The organism is Halohasta litorea, from assembly GCF_024494645.1.
Classification (GTDB): Archaea; Halobacteriota; Halobacteria; order Halobacteriales; family Haloferacaceae; genus Halohasta; species Halohasta litorea.
The window spans coordinates 210,019-230,111 of the sequence record NZ_JANHDJ010000003.1; the positions used below are offsets into that span (position 1 = coordinate 210,019).

A 20,093-nucleotide genomic window follows, 5' to 3' on the forward strand; every position below is an offset into this window, starting at 1 on the left:
ACGATCACATCCCCGTCAGTACCGGCTCTTGTTTGGATGTGAGCGAAAGCGTACCCAACCCGAAGTTGTTCCGTTCGCCAATCCCTGCTCCCAGTGCAAGATTAAGGGCGTCTCTGTGGGCCTGACTCCGCACCTCGTAGTCAAACTCCCACTTGCTCAGGACGATTCTCTGAGTGTGGTCGACTGTAACACGCAACGGTATCGAATACGTCTTCTGTAGCGTTTTACGGTCGAATAGCGGGCCATGAATATCCTCCGGGCTGTCTCTCGACTGGTCAGTAAGTGACTCCCACTTGCCTGTGAGATTTTCTCTGACCCGATCAACAAAGGCTTGTTCCGGATCGTCTTCTGACCAATAGTACACATCCGACCCCGGATTCTCTAATCCAAACTCGGATACTCGGTCATTAGGGACTGAAATTAACACCCCGGTATCCGATTCAAGCGTTCCCTGAGTTCCGACCTGTCCAACATCAACTGTTGATTGGTCAATCCCCTGTACGGTGAATTGCATTTCACCGATATTGAACGATGGATCACTCGACACTGACTGGGCTATGTGACCGACGATCTCCGGATCGACCGTGTTCACGACTAACTGCCGTGTCTCGCCCGCCGATACATCACCCCACGGCATGAGTTCGGTGAACGAAATGCCAAGTGTCGACGGTGTGTCTCCCTTTTTCGATTCCTCAATGATTGGATCGGGTATCCGATTGAGGACCGCACCGTGCAACTTTCGATGGTACATATCCGGATACTGGCAGTCGGTGTCTGCTTCCAGATAGAGAATGAGCTTCGTTACGTTCACTTGTCGATGCTCACCTCATCTACAACACTCCATAGCAGAGCGTTCCCGACTTTCTCAGACTCAACCTTCCCGTCTTGTTCCAGCTGGCGTAACCGGCGGTACGCAGTCGGTTGTTTGTAGCCAAACCGATCTGCGACAGCCTGTGTCCCAGTTGGACCCTCTGTATCGAGGTAGTCCAAGAGGTCTGAGTCGGAGTAGGCTTGGATGTATTGCCCTGTATCCGAATCACGATTTCTCGCCACAACGGTTCCTTGCATACCTCACTACATAGTAGTCACGCTAAATGACATAAAACCTTGTATTATTCAATACATGGATTTCAGTCGGCTCCCGGTGGGTTTGGAGGTTATTGAGGGTCGACGGAAACAGTTTAGTGAGAACAACTAATAGAAGGCTCTAACAACCCGATACGGGATTGGGTTCGGATGTACCTCCGGTAGGTTTGAAACCTCACCGCGATCGGGCTCGGCGGCGCAGCAGTATGGGTTCGGATGTACCTCTGGTAGGTTTGAAACACCCCGGAGTTGGTGACGTAATTGACCCCTGCGGGGTTCGGATGTACCTCTGGTAGGTTTGAAACCTCACCGACGGCTCGGGGACGTACCGCGTCAGAATGGTTCGGATGTACCTCTGGTAGGTTTGAAACGCCCAAATCGAGAGCGCGCTGCCAGCTATCGACAACAGGTTCGGATGTACCTCTGGTAGGTTTGAAACAAAGCCGAACACGCCGACCGAGACCTCACGGCGTACTGGTTCGGATGTACCTCTGGTAGGTTTGAAACGGTAACTGCCAGCAGATGATTGGGTTGCGTGCTGGAGGTTCGGATGTACCTCTGGTAGGTTTGAAACATGGGCGTCGTCGAAGACTACCTCGACCTCCAGCGGGGTTCGGATGTACCTCTGGTAGGTTTGAAACGGGCTCGTGAGACCACAGGGCGTGGAACACAGACTCGGTTCGGATATACCTCTGGTAGGTTTGAAACACCGGGAAATCCCGGGTTTTACCGGCTCTGGCCGGGGTTCGGATGTACCTTTGGTAGGTTTGAAACGTCACCCTCGACGACGGACGGATCGGCCGGGTCGAGGTTCGGATGTGCCTCTGGTAGGTACCCGTAGGAGGATTGAAACCCGCCGTAGTCAGTTTTCGACCCTATCGGACCTGTTCCGTCTGGATGTACCCATTGTCGGCTTGAAACGTCTGCATGGCTGTCGCCTGTCGGATAACCTGAGTCGGTCTGGATGTACCCGTTGTAGGTTTGAAACTTGACTCGGCGGTGGTAGGTTGAGACGCCGTATTCGTAGTCTGGATGTACCCGTTGAAGGCTTGAAACGAGGCGAATACGCTGAGTCCGTACCTCCAACAATTGGTCTGGATGTACTCGTTGTGGGCTTGAAACGTTGAGGACGCAACCGAGGACTGGCAGATTGAGAAGCGTACTGGATGTACCTGTAATGGGCTTGAAACGTGATTCGGTGTATGATCCAGCCCGTCTCGGTTTCGAGGGTCAGGATGTACTCTAGTGAGCTTGAAACAACGGCGTACCTATCGCGGAACAACTGATCAAGTCGTATTGGATGTACCTATTGAGGGCTTGAAACCCTGCTGCCTCAACTGCTCGGAGTCCTTTGAGAGTACTGGATGTACCATAGTAGGCTTGAAACAACGCCATCTGGTGTGATGAACCCGCCCACTACGATAGCATTGGATGTACCTATAGTAGGCTTGAAACGGGGGAACCGCACCGCAGTCAGCTGGTTTCGGGATATGGATGTACCTAGTCGGCTTGAAACAAAAATGCGCTCTACACCACTCCGAACCTGATCAGGTGGTCTGGATGTACCTGTCGTGAGTTGAAACTATGACTTCTTTCGGAAGATTCGGAAACTACCCACTTCCGTTTATTTATCAAGAGGACGTATCAGATCCCATGATTACGGACGCACGGGTGCTACAGCCCGAATTTGTCCCGAACGACGTAAAGCACAGATCGGCAGAGGTGAGCCACCTATCGGATACGCTCCGCCCGATCGTCGACGGCGACCGGGCGACCAACTCCCTACTGTATGGTCCATCAGGAGCCGGGAAGACGTGTATCGCCCAGTTCACCATCGAACAGTTGCGAGAGAACGTCGTCGACCTGAACTACCAGTACGTGAACTGCTGGGAGGACCACACTCGGTTCAAAACGCTCTACAGGCTGTTGGACGGCATCGAGAGTACATTCGACATCCACCGACAGTCGACGCCCAAGGACGAACTGTTGGAACGGCTGAGAGGCTACGACGGCCCACCCTACGTCGTGATCCTTGATGAAGTCGACCAGCTACAGGATAAGAGCCTGCTGTACGATCTCTACCGGATGCGCGACCTCACGATGGTTCTGATTGCCAACCGAGAGGAAGACGTGTTCAGTACGCTCGATGACCGGCTGAACAGCCGTCTTGAGTCGTGTGCGCGTATCAGATTCGGGCAATACGATATTCGAGAGTTAGTCACGATCCTCGAAGATCGCGCTCGATGGGGACTTGAGCCGGATGCAATCGACACTCAGGAATTAGAGACGATTGCCGACTATGCAGCCGGGGATGCACGGGTGGCTATCGGGATTTTCCGAAACGCCGCACGGGTTGCTCGACGCAACGGTGATGATCGGATCACGGTCGACGTGATTGACGGGGTAGTTTCGGAAGCGAAATCGGAAATCCGTCAAAAGACGACAGACAAGCTCACTGACCACCAACAGGCTCTCTACGATATCATCAAAGAAGCCGGAGAGATCAGCGCGGGCAACCTCTACGACTCTTACTGTAAGGCGGTTAAAAACCCGAAAACCCGTCGAACAATGCGGAACCACCTCTCGAAACTGGAACAGTACAACCTCATTTTCGCCACCGGGAAGACGAAAGCACGTAGCTACCAACCCTATTCGTAGATAAGCCGGATTTCGCTGGCTTGTATCTGATCAGTAGAACCGATATTCATTCGATACACTGTCGCTGTCATGCCTAATCACATCGTACTCTAAACCTTCAAATTCCAAGACACCGAATGTGAGTCTCATTCCTAAAAGAGAACTATCGTCGACATTTGCCCTTTCGGCTATTCTACCCGCCCGAACGCGTTTCTCACCTTCCTTCATCAAGTCGTTACAGGCTTGTTCGACCTTCTGGATGTATTCCTTTTCCACCATACCATATATGTCCATATATCAATAGTAAATACTATCGGTGAATATAATGGGACTCTACTATACCTTTCCGGCCTGATTTCGGAAACTACACTCCGAACTTCATATCGGTTCCGTCGAACCAGCATCTATGGGTGATTTAGACCCAATCGCGTTCGACATCGAAACCAGCGGCTTCGGAAACGAATCGGTACTCACTGTAGCAGGGTTCGCCTCTACACTCGGTGAGGTCGTTATCCTGAACACAGCTGGTCGACAGGCGAACAGCACTCAGTTAGAACAGGCTCTTGCCGAGTATTCTGACTACGGCGTCGACGTAATCGTCACAGACGATGAGGCAGGGCTACTCTCTGCCGTCGAACAGGTGGCTACCGACCGACTGAACAAAGATCGCCACTATCTGACGGCCTACAACGGTGAGACGTGGAAAGGCGGGTTCGATCTGCCGTACCTTCGGACGGCGTGCATCTCTCATGACGTTGCGTGGCCGTTTCCGAATATGGCCTACGCCGACGTGTTCGAGTTCGTCGATCGGTTCGACACCCACGACGAGAAAGGACTGGTCGGCGTCTACGACGAGTTGATCGGGAAGGCGAACTGTGACCCCTTCGACGACAGTAAAGAGGCCGTCGACGCCTTTGAGAGCGGTAAGTGGGAGCCGCTATTGTTGCACAACCTTGCTGACATCCAACGAACGCTTGAGCTGGCGATGCTCGGCGAGCGGTACGTCCCTCGGTCGGATTTCAAAATGAAGAATCTCTCGCCGCCAAACTAACGGTCAAACGGATTGTCATCTGGCTTACTTGTTGATACTTTCAGGTCGACTGAAAACTCTGAACCTTTTTCGACATCCTTGTTTTCTATTATTTCATCTGCGAAATCTTCAATGTTTTCTGGTTTTCCAGACCAATCTAAGAATTCATCCTTCTTTTCTTGAAAATTCTTTCGTACAGATACTAGTTCATCGTGGATTTGCCTGACTCCATTGATTCGCATCCTATAGACGATAATCATACCAAGTGGTGAAAGTGCCCAAACACGACGAATGGTACCATCACGATCTTCCTGAGTAGGATATATCAAATCCAGATTCAATGCCTCATCTCTTCGATCATTGATATAGCCTCTGCTGATATCCAGTGCATCATCTATTTCTTCAAATCGGTAGCCAAACCCATCAAGAAATGCCAATAGCTCGACTGCTCCTTTTTCTTTGATAAACTCGGAAATTCCCTCGTAATCGACATTATCCCAATCAACAGGAGAGTCGGTTATATTGCCGTCCATTAAGACACCATCTGCGGGGCTACCTATTCATTATGTATACTAGTTCAATTTGTACTTAGATACAAAATGAATCTATATTCTGATTGAACTGCTGTATTGATTTTCTGCTTATAACCTTCTGGGCAGTATATTGATTCGGAATTCGGAAATCACACCCTCGAAAATAGATACAATTTGAATCTACAGAAACATACGATGAGTACGGTTTGCCTGTCTACAAGAGCGGGTGAGAAATTATGCAAATGGGGGAATCAGAGTGCAGACTGATTCTCCCGCAGTGGCTCAAGCGATAGTCATTCATGCAGAAACCCTCTGTGAGCGCGAGTCTAATCTATGGGATGTAATTGACCGGCTCAGTATTCCGGTCGATGACTTGACTGACAACCGCAACCAAAACAAGGTCACGTTCGGGACTGAGCCACTTGTTCGGGCGTTTCTCTATCAGCAGGCGAAAGGAATGTCACAAAACGAACTCGCCCATCGGCTCCACACACGACCGTCACTGATCAAAGCCTGCGGATTCGATATTCGGAAACGCGAACACGCACCCCAACAAGGAACGATCAACCATACGTGGCGACAGTTCAGTGAGGCTACCCAGAATATCATCGAAGCAGCTGCAAAGGGGATCGCACAGGTCGCTGTTGAGAACGACGTGATAGCCGAATCGCTCGTGGCTACCGACCCCTCGAAAGACGACGACACTGACCAAACGGAGCAGGAAGCACACAGACAGAAAACGACTAAGACTATCAAGCTCGCTCGACAGCACGCCTTTCCAGAGTTCAAGAGCGGGCGGGCCGTCAACAAAACCTACGAGGACGAAGAAATCCTCGAAATGTTCACACGCGCCTGCGCTCACCGTGGCAGTGCCAAATCCGAAGGTGACTACGGCTGGTTGACCGACGACGATCAGACTGCCCACGGCTCGACGATCCTGCGTGTGATTAAGCAGTTTGCTACCCCCAGCGACGAGGACGCCCAGCTGACGATTGATGACCTCCTCAAGAACGACAATATGCCGGAGGTTGATGCTATCAGAGACGAACTGATGGGGTCATTCGATGGTGCCGTCGACAATATCATCTCGTCTATCCGGGGAGCGGGGCCGTTCAGCGACCGCAAAAAGACCGCTGCAATCGACATCACTCCCGAAGAAGTGTTCATGTCGCCGTGGAAAAACAAGACCGAGGAAATCACTCGCCCCGATTTTCCCCGGATGGTCAGCGGCTACAAGAAAGATAACGACTACAAACGGGGATACAAGTACGCCACGATCACGCTGGCTGGTGATTTAGCACCGATCATTCTGGGTGTCGAACCCGTCAAAGAGAACTCGAAATGGGAAGACGACGACGCACCATCCTACTCGAAAGCCGACATCGTAGCCCGATTGTTAGCCAAAGCCGAGCGGTTCGTCGATCTTGATGAAGTGTACTTGGATCGCGGATTCCACAGCAAGGGCGTCTACGCCTCTATCGAGAACCGAGACATCATCTACACCGCTCCGGTTCCGAAGTACGAGGACGATCTGGATACAATCAAGGACATCAAAGAGCATCCTGACGCCGATGCAGCTGTCAAACACAACGTTCCAGTCGGATACGACGGTGAGCTACACCACACCGCTGAATATCTCTACGTTCCGAGTACAAGCGATGATGCAGATGGGAAGTATGCCGTCTTCACGACGAATCGGGATGAGGTTGGGACCGATGAGATCGCGCCGATCAGCGATAGCTACAGTCGACGGTGGGACATCGAAAACCAGTACAAGTCTATCGAAGAGTTCCTGCCGAAAACGTCGTCGACAGACTACCGCGTTCGATTCACGAATTTCGTGTTGGCTGCACTGCTCTACAACCTGTGGCGGCTAACCGACTATCTGATCAAGGTAGCACGGGAGCAACCGATTCGATCACCACCGGTAGTGGGCGTTAAGACGTTCGTGAGAGCTATCGGCGACTTCCTCAGAGAGATAGATTAACATGGACTCGCTTCTTCGGGTTCTCCTAACTGGTAGTCGCAACACTGTGCAGTAATCCGATTTTTCGGCCTCATTTGTCGGTCAGCTAACCCGACTCCGAGCAGATCCCTGACTTTTCTTGCGGCTACTTATTTTCACACAACCAAGTGTATGTTAGATCCAGATACTACCGCCAACTCGTTGGTAGCACCCCCTATCTGCCGATTATGTGAACGTATGCGCTCGGGGCGACTGTGCGGGAGACGAAACCGGTATCCCCACCCATCAGCAACCCACTGGTAATGGAGTGCGACAAGTGCGACAAGGAGGCGGTGATGCACGCATCGTATTCGGGGGCCCACCTCTGTGGGACCCATCTCTGCCTCTCGGTCGACAAACGCGTCCGTCGCCGGATTCGGGAGGACGCGCTGCTCTCGGCAGAGAGCACCCCCGAGGACCCTGAAAAGTGGGTTATCGGGCTCTCGGGCGGCAAGGACAGCGTCGTGTTGACTCACATCCTGGACGAAACGTTCGGACAGGACCCGCGGGTCGAGATGATGGCCCTGACTATTCACGAGGGGATCGAAGGCTACCGCGACGAGAGCGTCGAGGCCTGTGTCGAGCTCGCCGAGGATATCGACATGCGCCACGAGATGGTCACTTACGAGGAGGAGTTCGACGTGCGGATGGACGACGTCGTCGAGGACGACCCCGAAAACATGGCCGCCTGCGCCTACTGCGGCGTGTTCCGCCGGGACCTTCTCGAACAGTACGCCGACGAGTTCGGTGCGGACAAACTGCTGACGGGCCACAACCTCGACGACGAGGCCCAGACCGCGCTGATGAACATCCTGGAGGGTGACGTGAAACAGATCGCCAAACATTTCGACGCCAGCCTCGGCAGTTTCGAGGACCGAAACGAGGGAACGGACTTCATTCCGCGGGCCAAACCCCTCCGGGACATCCCCGAAAAGGAGGTCGCGCTGTATGCCCATATCAAGGACTTGCCTGCCCACATCACCGAGTGTCCCCATTCCAGCGAGGCCTACCGCGGCGAGATCCAGAAGTTGTTGTGGGATCTCGAAGAAAATCACCCCGGCACTCGCCACTCGATCATGTCCGGCTACGAGGAACTCGCAGAACTGACCGCCGACCGCTACCGCGGCGACGAGGGCGCGGACCTCAACGAGTGCGAGCAGTGCGGCTCGAAAACCGGGAGCCGCGTCTGCCGGAAGTGTCGACTGATCGAATCAATCAACGCGGTATAAGAGTCGAGCAGGGCGACACAACCGATGGTTCGGCCACTGTAACCGCTGTTTGAGCCAGCCGTGCTTTTATACTCTCGCCGCCGGACCAGTCAGTAGGGTCACCGGACCCGGATACATCATGGAACTCAACGACTTCGTCGCGGCAAACGAACCCGGAGAGACCGGCAAACGCTTCGAGTTGGAGAACAGCAAGCTCCTGGATATCGATGTCGACGGAACGATCATCGCCAAGGCCGGATCGATGATCGCCTACGACGGCGACCTCTCGTTTACCGGGAAATCCTCCGCCGAGGGAGGATTAACAGGGATGATCAAAAGCAAGGTCACAAGCGAGGGGACGCCCGTCATGGAGGTCGAAGGCCAGGGCCACGTCTATCTCGCCGACCAGGAAAAGAAGATCCAGATTCTCGAACTCGACGCCGGGGAGTCGATTTCGGTCAACGGCAACGACGTGTTGGCCTTCGAGGATCGGGTCGACTACGAGATCAGTACCATCGGCAGCATCGGCGGCGCGTCGGCGGGGGGTCTGCTGAACGTCTATCTCACCGGGCCGGGAACCATCGCGATCACGACCCACGGTGACCCCCTGGTGTTGGAGCCGCCCGTGCGAACCGATCCCGATGCGACCGTCGCGTGGTCGAGTAACCTCTCGCCGAGCCTCAAAGCCGACCGGAGCCTGAAGGACTCGATCGGCCAATCGTCGGGCGAAACCTACCAGATGAGCTTCGAGGGATCGAACGGCTTCGTCGTCGTCCAGCCCTACGAGGAAGGGACACAGCCGGTCTAAGCCAGCGGCTCGGTGAGCTGGTAGTAAAAAAACAGGAACCACTGACGGAGTCGCGGTTAGCGGATGACGTCGAGCCCGTTGGACTTCTCGAGTTCGTCGGTCCCGCCGTCGGACTCCCAGGAGGTTTTGTTCTGGTTCGAGACGTTCGCGCTCGCGTCGAACGACTGATTCTGCTGTTGATCGAGGCTCTGTCTGGATTTGTCGGCCTGTTTCTGCGTCGTCGGGCCGAGGACCTGGGCGCTCTGGACGCCGGTCATGATCGCCATGACGCGGACTTTGCCCTTGTAGTTGTCCTGGATACGGGCACCCCAGATCACGTTCGCACTCGCCTCCAAGCGTTCGGTGATGTTGTCGGCGATCCCTTCGGCCTCCTTGAGTGTGAGGTCCGGGCCGCCAGTGATGTGGACGAGCCCACCCGAGGCACCACGGTAGTCGACATCCAAGAGTGGATGGTTCATCGCCTCGTTGACGACTTCCTGGGTCTTGTTTTTGTCCTGCGTCTCACCAACCAACATCACCGCGACGCCGCCCTGATTCATAATCGTCGACATATCGGCGTAGTCGAGGTTGATGAGGGAGGGCTGGGTGATCGTCTCGGAGATGCCTTTGACGGTTTCGGCGATGATCTGGTCCATCACCGAGAAGGCCTTGCCGATCGGGAGGTTCGGGACGTAATCGAGCAGGCGGTTGTTGTCCAGTACGATGATCGAGTCGGCGGTGTTGCGGAGCCGTTCGAGGCCCTCTTCGGCTTTCACCGTGCGGGCTCGCTCGACGTTGAACGGCGTCGACACCATGCCGACGACGATCGCGCCCTGGTCTTTGGCGATCTGTGAGACGACGGGAGCCGCACCGGTACCGGTGCCGCCACCCATGCCCGCGGTGACGAACACGAGGTCGGCCTCGCCGAGAACCTCTTTGATCGTTCCTTGGGCCATCTCGGTTGCGCGCTCGCCCATTTCGGGGTCGCCACCGGCACCGAGGCCGTTGGTCAGGGATTTCCCGACCAGGATCTTGGTGTCGGCTTCGATCATCTTCAGGTGCTGTTTGTCCGTGTTGATCGCGATCGTGTCAGCGCCGTCGACGCCGATGTTGTACAGTCGATTGATGGTGTTGTTCCCGGCACCACCGGCACCGACGATCACGATCCGTGGGTCGCCGAACTCGTCGTCGTCATCGAGTGCGGCGTCCATGTCCCGCTTCTCGGCCTCGGCGTTTTCAAGCGCGTCCTGGACGATGTCTTGCATTATGCTTTCACCCAGTTGCGCTCGGTGTTCGATCGTCGCGTCTCTGCCTCGTCGTGTTCATTGAGCATATCGCGGACAGCCGACCGGATCGCCTCGCTCCGGTTCGGAAATTGGCCGGTGTCGACCATTTCCTCGACTTCCTCGATCTGCTGCTTTGGAATTCGTAGTGTCACACGCTCCATGCTTACATTCCCCGGTAAGACAGTCGACAGTATCACGCCAGTGAGGCGTGCTACCGTCGGCGGGGACCGTTTCCGTCCGACCGACGTACACTGTAAGACGACTGTCTTACGCAACCGAACAGTATCCCTGAATGTATATAAAAGTATCGGCAGTTGTCTTACACACGGCGTAAGACGCCGTTATGGAGCCTGTACCGCCTGTTTTCGTGTGTTATGCGTTGTCTAACACGTCGGCTGCGGGTGTCCGACGGCCGCAGCTGGGGCAGAACCCCCAGTCGGACTGGATCTCATCGCCGCACTCACAGAACAGTCTGTGGGTAGCTTTTTCGCCGCAGTTGGGACAGTAGACGTGGTCGTCGTCGACCGTCTCACCGCACTGGGCACAGCTGGTGGCGCTCGGCTCCGGGGCGGCGGCCCGGCCGGATGTCTTACGATTTGTTGGCTCGGCCTCGCGGTCGACGGCGACGTTGTCGGCGGAGAGCCCCTCCAGCGAGACGTTGACGTTGATGTCGGGCACGCGGGGCTCCGCGCGGCGCTCGGGTCGGCTCGACTCCCGTTCGGCCAGCAGTTGGTCGAGCCGGTCGGTCACCAGTTCGTCGATCGTCACGTCGCCGGTCTCGGACCGATCGTCGGACTGCGTTGAGGCACGCTCCAGGGAGTCGAGGTGAGAGCGGAGCGCCTCCCGCATCACCTCGCTTTTCGAGGCCTCAAGGGCCTCCAGCCGACTGACGAGCTCGTCGTCGGCGCGGAACGTGATCTTACTCATCGGGTGTGTCTAACACAGTACAGGTATTTGAACGTTCGCTTGTGGCAGACAGATGTCAGACGGACGCCGAACAGTAACCCTTAATTGTGGCAGCGGGGTACGGTTCGGTGACCGCCCTTAGCTCAGCCTGGTAGAGCAGTCGACTGTAGATCGACTTGTCCCCCGTTCAATTCGGGGAGGGCGGACTGAACCTCAGCACCAGTGAGCTACTGCGAACGGTGCTGAGTGTGAAGGATACCCCGACCCGAATTGAGCTTGTGAGTCGCGCGCAACGAAGTGAGCACGTCTCACAGTGTTCAATTCGGGGAGGGCGGATTTTTCAGTCGACGCGAGACCGTTAGAATGCGGATCGCTCTCTCACAAGCCATTTACCCCCTGCTCACGTCGATCCGATATGGACTACGAATCGAACCTCGATCGAGCAATCGAGGAGCTGCCGGATCTCGGCGGCTCCGACGAGCGACTGGACGTACCGGACGCCGAGGTGCAGAAAGACGGCGCGTTTACGCGGTTTACGAACCTCTCGACGATCGCCGACGCCCTGGACCGCGATCCCGAACACCTCCACAGTACGATCCAGCGGGAGCTCGGGACCGCCGGACAGTACGAGGACGGCCGGGCCCGCTACAACGGGTCGTTTTCGTCGACCGAACTGAATGCGGCGATCGAATCCTACATCGCCGAGTACGTCACCTGCTCGGAGTGTGGTCTGCCGGACACCAAACTCGTCACCGAAAACCGGACCCAGATGCTGCGGTGTGAGGCCTGTGGGGCGTTCCGACCGGTCGCCAAACGCCGCCGGACCGACGACCAGACCGACACCCCGGATATCGAGGAGGGCAAAACCTACGAGGTCGAGATTACGGGCACGGGCCGCAAGGGCGACGGTGTCGCCGAGCGCGGCAAGTACACGATCTTCGTCCCCGGTGCCGAGGAAGGCGACCAGGTTGAGATCTACATCAACAACGTCAGCGGGACGCTGGCGTTCGCGCGGCTGGCCTGAGGTTTCGATCGACTGCCCACCACCGGGATCGGTGTTTTCAAGCCCGTCGTGTCGTAGTTCTCCACAGTGAGTTCCGTCGCCATCTGTTTCGATCTGTTCGGCACGCTCGTCGAAAGCGAGCGGCCGGACGATCCAGCCCGCGCAGTCGCCGATGCCCTCCGCGGCCGCGGCGTTGCGGTTCCCGACGACTGGGCGGCGGCCTACAGTGAGCCACATATCGACGCTCCAGAGGGCGCGGAGGTGCCGCTGCCAGCCCACGTCAGCGCCGCCCTCGCCAGCCGCGGCGTTGAGGCCCCGAACAACGCCCCCCGCCGAGCCGTCGTCTCGACGTTCGACCCTCAGGTCGAGACCCGCCGCGGAGCGGTCGAGGCGGTCGCGGCCGCCCGCGAGTATGGGCCGGTCGGCCTGCTGTCGAACTGTTCGGTCCCCGAGCTCGTCGGTCGAACGCTGATCCGCTCCGAACTCTCCCGCGATTCATTCGATCAAATCGTCTCCAGCGTCGCCTGCGGCTGGCGCAAACCCGACCGGCGGGCCTTCGAGACGGTTGCCCGCCAGCTGTCGGTGCCCGTCGACCAGCTGGTCTACATCGGCGACACGCCCGCGACCGACGGCGGCATCGAGGACTGCGGCGGGACGTTCGTCGACGTAACCGACACCCCACTGTCGCGGCTCCCTCACCGTCTCGACGAGGTGTGTCGGACAGTATGAGCATGGAGTCAGATACTGCGAGAGGTCGTGTATGCCAGTAACCCTCGCTGTGGTTGTCCTGATCGTCGCGCTCCTGGACCGCCTGGTCGGCGAGCCACCGGCCCGGCTGCATCCGGTCGTCTGGTTCGGCCGACTCGTCGGGCCCCTCGACCGCCCGTGGGCGTCGCCACGAGCGGTCGGGACGCTGGCGGCGGTCGGGCTCCCGCTGTCGGCGGCGGCCCTCGTTGCCGGTGCGGTCTGGCTCGCGGGGGACGTCCATCCGGTGGCCGGGGGTGGCGTCGCCGCTTTCGTGCTGTTTTCGTCGACCAGCCTCCGGCTCCTGTCGTCGACCGCCCGCGAGGAGATCGCGCTGTCGGAGACCGACCTCCCGCGTGCACGAGACGAACTCAAAGCGTTGGCGGGCCGCGAGGCGAGCGAGTTGTCGCCCGAACTGGTTCGGAGCGCGGCCGTCGAGAGCACCGCCGAGAACCTCGCCGACGGGCTCGTCGCCACGCTATCGGCGGTTAGTGTGGTCGCCATCGTCGCCGCAGTGTCCGGCTGGTCCGGTCCAGTGCTGCCGGTCGCGGTTGCGGCTGCCGCGTGGGTGAAGGCGATCAATACGATGGATTCGATGATCGGCTACCGCTCGAAGCCGGTCGGCTGGGCGGGCGCACGGCTCGACGATCTGGTTATGTGGCTTCCCGCCCGGCTGACCGCGCTCCTCATTGCGGCTGCAACGCCGAGTCCCGACCCACTGTTGAGCGGTCGGCGCTGGGCGCGGATTCCGGCCTCGCCGAACTCGGGGTGGCCGATGGCGACACTGGCGGCGGCGCTGGGGGTCCGGCTCGAAAAGCCAGACACGTACACGCTGAACGACGTGGCCGAACTGCCGACCGCCGGAGCCGCCAACCGGGGCGTCGATCTCGTCGATCGGGCTGGCTGGCTCGCCTTCGGTTCGACGGCGGTGATCAGCCTTGTCTGACGGTCCCATCACGGCACTCCGGGGCGCGGTCGCCTTTTTAACCCGGCTGCCGGTCGGCGGCGGGGAGGCGGCGTGGAACGCGTTCCGCGAGCGTCCCTACACGATACCGGTGGTCGGCTACCTCATCGGCGGGCTCGCCGGGCTGGCCTTTTTCCTCCCGGCCCAGCCGACGACCGTCGTCGCGGGCTATCTCGTCGTTCTCTACGGCCTGACGGGCATCACTCACGCCGATGGACTTGCCGATATCGGTGACGCGATGGCAGTCCACGGCGACCGGGAGCGCCGACGGGAGGTCCTGAAGGACTCCGCGATCGGTGTCGGCGGCATGCTCCTGTTGGGGCTGACGCTGATCGTCCTGACGCTCGGGGTGCTCGGCTTCGCGGGGACGGATGCGATGACGTCCGTTCGGCTCGTGATCGCCGCGGAGGTCGGCGCGAAACTCGGGATGGTCTTGGTGATCTGTTATGGCCGCCCGGCCCACGAGGGATTGGGCTCCCAGCTCGTCGGGCGGCTCGATCGGGCGGACTACGGCCCGGCGGTGTTGGTGGCGGCTCCGGCGGTTCTCCTCGCGCCGGGGGGATCGACTCCCGCGCTGCTCGGGGCGGTCGTCGCCGGACCGCTGGTCGGCGCGGTGATGTTGACCTGGGGCTACCGCTCGCTGGGTGGTGTCACCGGCGACGTGATCGGTGCGACGAACGAACTCGCCCGCGCGGTCGGACTCCATCTGGGGGTGGCCGTATGGATCGTGTTCTGAGCGGAGGCCGGTAGTATGGACGGCCTACTTATGTGTGGTGGCGAGGGGACGCGACTCCGACCGGCGGTCGGCGAGACCGAAAAACCGCTGGTGGAAGTCGACGGTAAGCCGATGGTCGACCACGTCGTCGAGGCCCTCCAGGAGAGTCGGGTCGAGAGTGTCATCGCCGCCGTCTCGCCCGCAACCCCGGAGACGGCCGCACGGCTGGCCGACCGCGAGGGGGTTCGGCTCGTCGAAACGCCGGGGGAAGGATATGTCGCCGATCTCGCCACGGCGCTCGATGCCGTCGAGCAGCCGGTCGTCACCGTCACGTCGGATCTCCCGCTTTTGACCGGCGGGCTCGTCGACCGTGCCATCGAGGCGGCCGACGGGGAGTCTCTGGCGGTCTGTGTCCCCCGCTCGTTGGTCGAACAGGTGGGGGCCAGCGTCGATACGACAGTCGACCACGACGGGAAACGGGTAGTGCCGACGGGGCTGAACATCGTCGGCCCAGGAGAAGATCGGCGTGTCGTCTGGAGCGCCGAGCGGCTGGCGATCAATGTGAATCGGCCCGTGGATCTCCGGCGTGCCAAAGAGTTGTTTATTGATATGTGAAAATCGGTTTTCGAATAGCCCGATTTGACTTTGGAAACGGCAGATTTCGCTGTTAATAGAAATATAATTTAGAGGGATACCCCTGTTTATGTTCGTATGGACCCCCAGAATCTCGATACACTCGACCGCGTGCCACACGGTGGTGCGTCGGACCCGCAGCTACTCGACTTCAGTGCAAACACGAACCCTGCTTCTCCCACAGGGGCCGCAACAGTCTACGAGTCGGCGTTTTCGGCGGCTCGCCAGTATCCGGTCGACGACTACTGTGAGTTCCGCGCTGCCGCCGCAGAATACATCGGTGTCAGCGGCAGACAGATCATCCCAGCCCCCGGCGGGCTGGCCGGGATGCGGCTCCTGTTGTCGGTCGTCATCGACGACGGCGACAGCGTCGCGATCCCGGCACCGAGTTTCGGCGAGTACGCCAAGGAAGTACAGCTTCAGGGCGGCGAGCCGACGTTCGTCGACCACGACGAGATCCAGACGATCGATCCCGAACCACACGAACTGGTGATCGTCTGTAATCCGAACAACCCGACTGGTACCGCCTACTGCCCGATGGGGCTTCGAGCACTGGCCGACCGATGTCGGGACGCCGGGACGACGCTGCTCGTCGATGAGGCCTTCCTGGACTTCACCGACGAGCCGTCGCTGGCTGGCACCGAGGGGGTCGTCGTCGCCCGCTCGCTGACGAAGATCTTCGGGCTCCCCGGGCTCCGGGCAGGCTTTCTGGTGGCGACCGGCCAGCTCAGAGAGCGCCTCGACGTGGCGCGACTCTCCTGGACGCTGAGCACGCCCGCCGCGGCGGTCGGGGCTCACTGTCTGGGCGAGACCGAGTTCGTCGAGGAGACCCGCCAGCGCGTCGAGGCCGAACGGCAGCGAATGGCCGAGCGACTCTCCGAGCGGTTCACCGTCACGCCCTCGGAGGCACCGTTTCTGCTCCTGGAGACCGACGAACCGGTCGCGGAAATCATCGACGAGGCCCGCTCGGCGGGGATCGTCATCCGGGATGCGACGACCTTCCGCGGGCTCGATTCGCACGTCCGGGTCGCAATTAAACGAGACCACGAAAACGACCAGCTCCTGGAGGCACTCGGCGTTTAGCCGAGGCGGTTGGTCGTCGCGGCGGTGGGTTGTGAGCGGTCGACGCGGTCCATATCGGCCAGTTCGTTGAGGTAGTCGACCATGTCGTCGATCGCGTCGCGCTGTTCGGCGGCCCCCTCGGTGATCTCGCCGATGCTCGCTTCGATTTCCTCGGCCTGTTTGGCGACCGATTCGGCCGTGGCGGTGATCTCTTCGAGCGACGCGGCCTGATCGTCGTTGGTGTCGGAGACCTCCGAAATCCCTTGGGCGGCCTCCTGTGAGGCGGCGACGATGTCCGACAGCGACTCCAGGACGCCGGAGATCTCGGCGTTGGCGCTGCGGACCTGACTGTTTGTCGTCTCGGAGACTGCGGCCGTCTCGCGAGTCCGGTCCTGAATCTCGCCGATCAGCTCGGAGATCTCGTCGGCGTTCTCCTTGGTCTCCTCGGCGAGGTTCTTGACCTCGTCGGCGACCACCGCGAAGCCATCGCCCGATTCGTCGGCCCGGGCGGCCTCGATGTTGGCGTTGAGCGCGAGGATATTGGTCTGGTCGGCGATGTCGGCGATCACCTCGACGACCTCGTTGATCGCGTCCATCCGGCCCTCCAGCTGTTCGACTGTCTCGACGAGCTCCTCGGTCGACTCGACGACCTCCTCCATCTCCTGTTGGGCGCTCTCGCCCGCCTCCGCACCCTCTTCGGCGGCCTGCTCGGCACGGTAGGCCGCCGAGTCGACCTGATCGGAGGTGGCCGCGACCTCCTCCATGGTCGCACTCAGGTTCTGCATCTCGTCGCTGACCTGCCGGAGGGATTCGTTCTGGTCGCTGACCTCCTCGTCGATGTCGGCCGCGCCGGAGGCGATCTGGTCGGCCGCCGCCGACAGCTCCTCGATCTGGTCGACGAGTCCCCGAATCATTGTCTGGGTCGAGTCGGCGACGCCGTTGATCGCGTCGGTGATCTCCAAAACCTCGTCGTCGAGCAGATCGCGGCCGTCGGTGTACTCGACACGCGCGCCGAGCCGACCGTTTTCGATCTCCTGGGCGGTGTCGGAGACCTCCTCGACCAGCCCGCCCATCGCCTCCCGGCGGCGGATGACTTCGGTGTTGTCCTGGATGAGTTGGATGACGCCCTGCAGCTCTCCGGCCTGGGTGATCGGCGTTGCCACCGAGTGGACGTACAGCGTCTCGCCGTCGGCGTTGTCGAGTTCCTGTTCGAGTTCGTAGGCCCGCTGGTCGCGGCCCGAGCGGTCGGCCCCGAACGTCTCGTCGGCCCGGTCGGGGTTGTCGACGACGGCGTTGGCCAGCGTTCGAGTGCGGTCGTCCTGGAAGAACCGTGCGGTGTCGTCGTCGCCCAAGACGGATTCGCTGTCGATCCCTGTCAGGACCTCCATCTCCCGGTTCCAGCCGATGATGCGGTGGTGTGTGTCGATCATGAACGCTGGCTGCGGAAGCGTGTCCAACAGCGCGTCCGTCGAGATGTCGATCTCCTCGTCGGCCGACTGTCGACCGCCCAACGTATCGTCAGTCCCGCCGGTCGCACTCCGGGCCCCTTCGGGGTTCCCTTGTGGCATAGCAACCGATAGGGAACACAGAATGTTATTGGTTTCCGTACTATTATCAGATTTTATATTTTATCCACAGTATCGTTGTATTATATCACACATTATGGGCATAAATAGTGCGGTTTGATGACGGTCACAGCTACTCAGTGAAGGGTCCCCTCACGATGCTCGACGTCGTAGGCGAACAGCGCGTAGCCAACGTCTTCGGGCGAGTAGCCGGTCTCGCTTGCGATCTCGCGGATCGGCTCGATCATCGTCACGTAGTCGGCGGCATCGAACGACTCCTTGCGGCCCTCGACGAAGTCGAACCGTTCGAGTGTGGCCCAAACGCGGGTATCGACGATCGCGTGCCGCGAGGGGTCGAGGGCAGTGAGCACACAGGAGGCCGTCGGAGCCTTGAACCCACTGAGGCCGGTGAGCAGGTGGATCTTCGAAAAGTCGCCGTCGACGCGCCGGACGTTGGCGGTGACTTCTACACAGCGGTCGGCAGGGTTGCGGTCGACGTGGTAGGCGCTGCGGGTCGAGGATTCGTAGGCGATCTCGTATAGCTGCTCGCGGGTCAGGTGGCCCTGCTGGCGGTACTGCTGGCCGAAGTCGGCGATTCGCTCGGGAAGAACACCCTGTGTTTCGGCGTACGACTCCAGATACTTGGCAACGAGTGTCCCGTCGATCCCAGCCATATCGGCGAGAGACACGACAGCACGGAAAACGTTCGCATTTGGGAGCTCAGGACGGCTGTGGCTGCGTGGGCCAGTTAGTCGACGACTAACTCGATCGGATACTCGGTGATGTTCTCGTAGCCGTCATCGGTGACGATCACGATGTCCTCGATCCGGACCCCGCCGACCGCCGGATCGTACAGTCCCGGTTCGACAGTGATCACCTGTCCGGCCACCAGATCGCCGCCATCGGTCGAGAGCCGCGGCCGCTCGTGGACATCCAGGCCGACGCCGTGGCCGGTGCTGTGGATGAACCCGGTCTCGGTCGAAGGGTCGGCCCGCAGCGTCGGGAGTCCGGCGTCCTCGTAGACCGCACAGGCTGCTGCGTGGACGTCCTCGCCAGTGTTTCCGGGTTCGACCGCATCGAGGGCCGCCGCCAGCGCCCGCTCGGTGAGGTCGTACCACTCGGCGAGCGTCTCGTCCGGCTCGCCCTTGCAGAACGTCCGGGTCATATCAGCGTGGTACTTCGTCGACTTGTTCCGGGGGAAGATGTCGACGATGATCGGCTCGGTCGCGTACAACGGCCCGCTGCCGCGGTCGTGCGGGTCAGCCGCCCGCTCGCCGCAAGCGACGATGGTCTCGTCGAGTCCACAGCCGTGTTTTAAGAGGGTGATCTCGATGGCCTCTTTAACGCGCTCGCTGGTCAGGGTCTCGCCATCGACGAGCAACTGCCCGTCGGCTCCGATAGTCGACCGTTCGATCAACCCCTCGGCGGCGGCCATCGCGGCCTCGTTGGCCCGCTGGGCCGCCCGAACGTGGTCGAGTTCGGGCGGCGTCTTGACCGCCCGGATGTCGACCAGTACGTCGTCGGTATCGACGACGACTTCGATGCCCTGCTCGCGGAGACCGTCGGCGGTCCCCACGGGAAACCGCTCGGGGACCGCGACCGATTCGACGCCGCCCGCCGAGAGGAAGGCCGCTGCGACCCGATGGCTCGCCTCGCGCGGTCCGTAGGCGTCGACTAACTCCCGTTTGTCGTAGGCTACCGGGCGCTCAATGCGGTCGGCACGGCTCTCCGTTCGTGCCCGACCGTATTCGAGCCCCGAGACGAGCACCGAGAGTTCCTCCGGCGTGTAACACGTGAAAAACGGATCGGGGGCGTCGAACCCCGAGAGATACCGCTGATTCGAGTCGGTGCTGGCGGCGTCGATAGCGTAGGCATCCACCCCAAGCGAGTCGAGATGGGCATCGAGACGACTGAAATCCGGGTCCATAT

At 59.5% G+C, this 20,093-nt stretch carries 21 protein-coding genes, 1 tRNA gene and 1 CRISPR repeat array; of the genes, 12 read left to right on the forward strand and 10 right to left on the reverse strand.

What is annotated here, in order from left to right; genetic code table 11:
• Positions 1-4: 4 nt before the first annotated feature.
• Positions 5-811 (reverse strand): CRISPR-associated endoribonuclease Cas6, encoded by an 807-nt coding sequence (cas6, locus tag NO877_RS09395; protein ID WP_256396080.1) that lies wholly within the window; start codon positions 809-811, stop codon positions 5-7.
• Positions 808-1,068: a winged helix-turn-helix domain-containing protein gene (locus NO877_RS09400; RefSeq protein WP_256396081.1), complete on the reverse strand. Its 261-nt coding sequence runs from the start codon at positions 1,066-1,068 to the stop codon at positions 808-810. The genes cas6 and NO877_RS09400 overlap by 4 nt, the downstream gene beginning before the upstream one ends.
• 161 nt (positions 1,069-1,229) lie before the next feature.
• Positions 1,230-1,860: direct repeats of the CRISPR family, unit length 31 nt; unit sequence GGTTCGGATGTACCTCTGGTAGGTTTGAAAC.
• An 879-nt stretch (positions 1,861-2,739) separates the two neighbouring features.
• On the opposite strand from NO877_RS09400, the gene NO877_RS09405 reads away from it, so the two are divergent.
• Entirely contained in the window at positions 2,740-3,744 is a 1,005-nt protein-coding gene (locus NO877_RS09405) for a Cdc6/Cdc18 family protein (protein WP_256396082.1), read from the forward strand.
• Positions 3,745-3,774: 30 nt separating this feature from the next.
• Here NO877_RS09405 and NO877_RS09410 read toward each other — a convergent pair whose 3' ends face one another.
• The gene (locus NO877_RS09410) at positions 3,775-4,002 is read right to left on the reverse strand and encodes a hypothetical protein (protein WP_256396083.1); all 228 of its coding nucleotides are present in this window, start codon (positions 4,000-4,002) and stop codon (positions 3,775-3,777) included.
• A gap of 127 nt (positions 4,003-4,129) precedes the next feature.
• Here NO877_RS09410 and NO877_RS09415 point away from each other — a divergent pair, with 127 nt between their 5' ends.
• Positions 4,130-4,774 (forward strand): hypothetical protein, encoded by a 645-nt coding sequence (locus NO877_RS09415; protein WP_256396084.1) that lies wholly within the window; start codon positions 4,130-4,132, stop codon positions 4,772-4,774.
• Here NO877_RS09415 and NO877_RS09420 read toward each other — a convergent pair.
• Positions 4,771-5,286, reverse strand: a complete 516-nt coding sequence (locus tag NO877_RS09420) for a hypothetical protein (protein ID WP_256396085.1) — start codon at positions 5,284-5,286, stop codon at positions 4,771-4,773. The genes NO877_RS09415 and NO877_RS09420 overlap by 4 nt on opposite strands.
• A gap of 256 nt (positions 5,287-5,542) precedes the next feature.
• Between NO877_RS09420 and NO877_RS09425 the strand changes: the two genes are divergently transcribed.
• From NO877_RS09425 to NO877_RS09435, 3 genes are all read left to right on the forward strand, one after another.
• The gene (locus NO877_RS09425; RefSeq protein WP_256396086.1) at positions 5,543-7,273 is read left to right on the forward strand and encodes a transposase; all 1,731 of its coding nucleotides are present in this window, start codon (positions 5,543-5,545) and stop codon (positions 7,271-7,273) included.
• A 281-nt stretch (positions 7,274-7,554) separates the two neighbouring features.
• The gene (gene ncsA, locus NO877_RS09430; protein WP_256396087.1) at positions 7,555-8,520 is read left to right on the forward strand and encodes a tRNA 2-thiolation protein NcsA; all 966 of its coding nucleotides are present in this window, start codon (positions 7,555-7,557) and stop codon (positions 8,518-8,520) included.
• Between the two features lie 118 nt (positions 8,521-8,638).
• The gene (locus NO877_RS09435; RefSeq protein WP_256396088.1) at positions 8,639-9,307 is read left to right on the forward strand and encodes an AIM24 family protein; all 669 of its coding nucleotides are present in this window, start codon (positions 8,639-8,641) and stop codon (positions 9,305-9,307) included.
• A 56-nt stretch (positions 9,308-9,363) separates the two neighbouring features.
• Here NO877_RS09435 and ftsZ read toward each other — a convergent pair whose 3' ends face one another.
• From ftsZ to NO877_RS09450, 3 genes are all read right to left on the reverse strand, one after another.
• Complete coding sequence (gene ftsZ, locus NO877_RS09440) at positions 9,364-10,551, reverse strand: cell division protein FtsZ (RefSeq protein WP_256396089.1); 1,188 nt, start codon at positions 10,549-10,551, stop codon at positions 9,364-9,366.
• Positions 10,551-10,733 carry a ribbon-helix-helix domain-containing protein gene (locus NO877_RS09445; RefSeq protein WP_256396090.1) on the reverse strand — a complete coding sequence of 61 codons (183 nt, stop codon included), beginning with the start codon at positions 10,731-10,733 and terminating at the stop codon, positions 10,551-10,553. The genes ftsZ and NO877_RS09445 overlap by 1 nt, the downstream gene beginning before the upstream one ends.
• 211 nt (positions 10,734-10,944) lie before the next feature.
• Positions 10,945-11,499, reverse strand: a complete 555-nt coding sequence (locus NO877_RS09450; protein ID WP_256396091.1) for a double zinc ribbon domain-containing protein — start codon at positions 11,497-11,499, stop codon at positions 10,945-10,947.
• 111 nt (positions 11,500-11,610) lie between these two features.
• Between NO877_RS09450 and NO877_RS09455 the strand changes: the two genes are divergently transcribed.
• The 7 genes from NO877_RS09455 to NO877_RS09485 all read left to right on the forward strand — a co-directional run bounded on the left by NO877_RS09455 (position 11,611) and on the right by NO877_RS09485 (position 16,620).
• Positions 11,611-11,684: transfer RNA gene (locus NO877_RS09455), tRNA-Tyr, on the forward strand.
• Between the two features lie 209 nt (positions 11,685-11,893).
• The gene (locus NO877_RS09460) at positions 11,894-12,502 is read left to right on the forward strand and encodes a translation initiation factor IF-2 subunit beta (RefSeq protein WP_256396092.1); all 609 of its coding nucleotides are present in this window, start codon (positions 11,894-11,896) and stop codon (positions 12,500-12,502) included.
• Between the two features lie 66 nt (positions 12,503-12,568).
• A complete protein-coding gene (locus tag NO877_RS09465) occupies positions 12,569-13,210 on the forward strand; it encodes an HAD family hydrolase (protein WP_256396093.1) in 642 nt (213 codons plus the stop codon).
• Between the two features lie 31 nt (positions 13,211-13,241).
• Positions 13,242-14,171 carry an adenosylcobinamide-phosphate synthase CbiB gene (gene cbiB / locus NO877_RS09470; protein ID WP_256396094.1) on the forward strand — a complete coding sequence of 310 codons (930 nt, stop codon included), beginning with the start codon at positions 13,242-13,244 and terminating at the stop codon, positions 14,169-14,171.
• Positions 14,164-14,925 carry an adenosylcobinamide-GDP ribazoletransferase gene (cobS, locus tag NO877_RS09475; RefSeq protein WP_256396095.1) on the forward strand — a complete coding sequence of 254 codons (762 nt, stop codon included), beginning with the start codon at positions 14,164-14,166 and terminating at the stop codon, positions 14,923-14,925. The genes cbiB and cobS overlap by 8 nt, the downstream gene beginning before the upstream one ends.
• A 15-nt stretch (positions 14,926-14,940) precedes the next feature.
• Complete coding sequence (locus NO877_RS09480; protein WP_256396096.1) at positions 14,941-15,519, forward strand: NTP transferase domain-containing protein; 579 nt, start codon at positions 14,941-14,943, stop codon at positions 15,517-15,519.
• Between the two features lie 96 nt (positions 15,520-15,615).
• Complete coding sequence (locus NO877_RS09485; protein WP_256396097.1) at positions 15,616-16,620, forward strand: threonine-phosphate decarboxylase; 1,005 nt, start codon at positions 15,616-15,618, stop codon at positions 16,618-16,620.
• On the opposite strand, the gene NO877_RS09490 is transcribed toward NO877_RS09485, so the two are convergent.
• The 3 genes from NO877_RS09490 to NO877_RS09500 form a co-directional block, all read right to left on the reverse strand.
• Positions 16,617-18,167, reverse strand: a complete 1,551-nt coding sequence (locus tag NO877_RS09490) for a methyl-accepting chemotaxis protein (RefSeq protein WP_256396098.1) — start codon at positions 18,165-18,167, stop codon at positions 16,617-16,619. The two genes, NO877_RS09485 and NO877_RS09490, sit on opposite strands and share 4 nt — an antisense overlap.
• A gap of 134 nt (positions 18,168-18,301) precedes the next feature.
• Positions 18,302-18,838: a hypothetical protein gene (locus NO877_RS09495; RefSeq protein WP_256396099.1), complete on the reverse strand. Its 537-nt coding sequence runs from the start codon at positions 18,836-18,838 to the stop codon at positions 18,302-18,304.
• A gap of 74 nt (positions 18,839-18,912) precedes the next feature.
• Positions 18,913-20,091: a M24 family metallopeptidase gene (locus NO877_RS09500; protein WP_256396100.1), complete on the reverse strand. Its 1,179-nt coding sequence runs from the start codon at positions 20,089-20,091 to the stop codon at positions 18,913-18,915.
• Between the last annotated feature and the right edge of the window lie 2 nt (positions 20,092-20,093).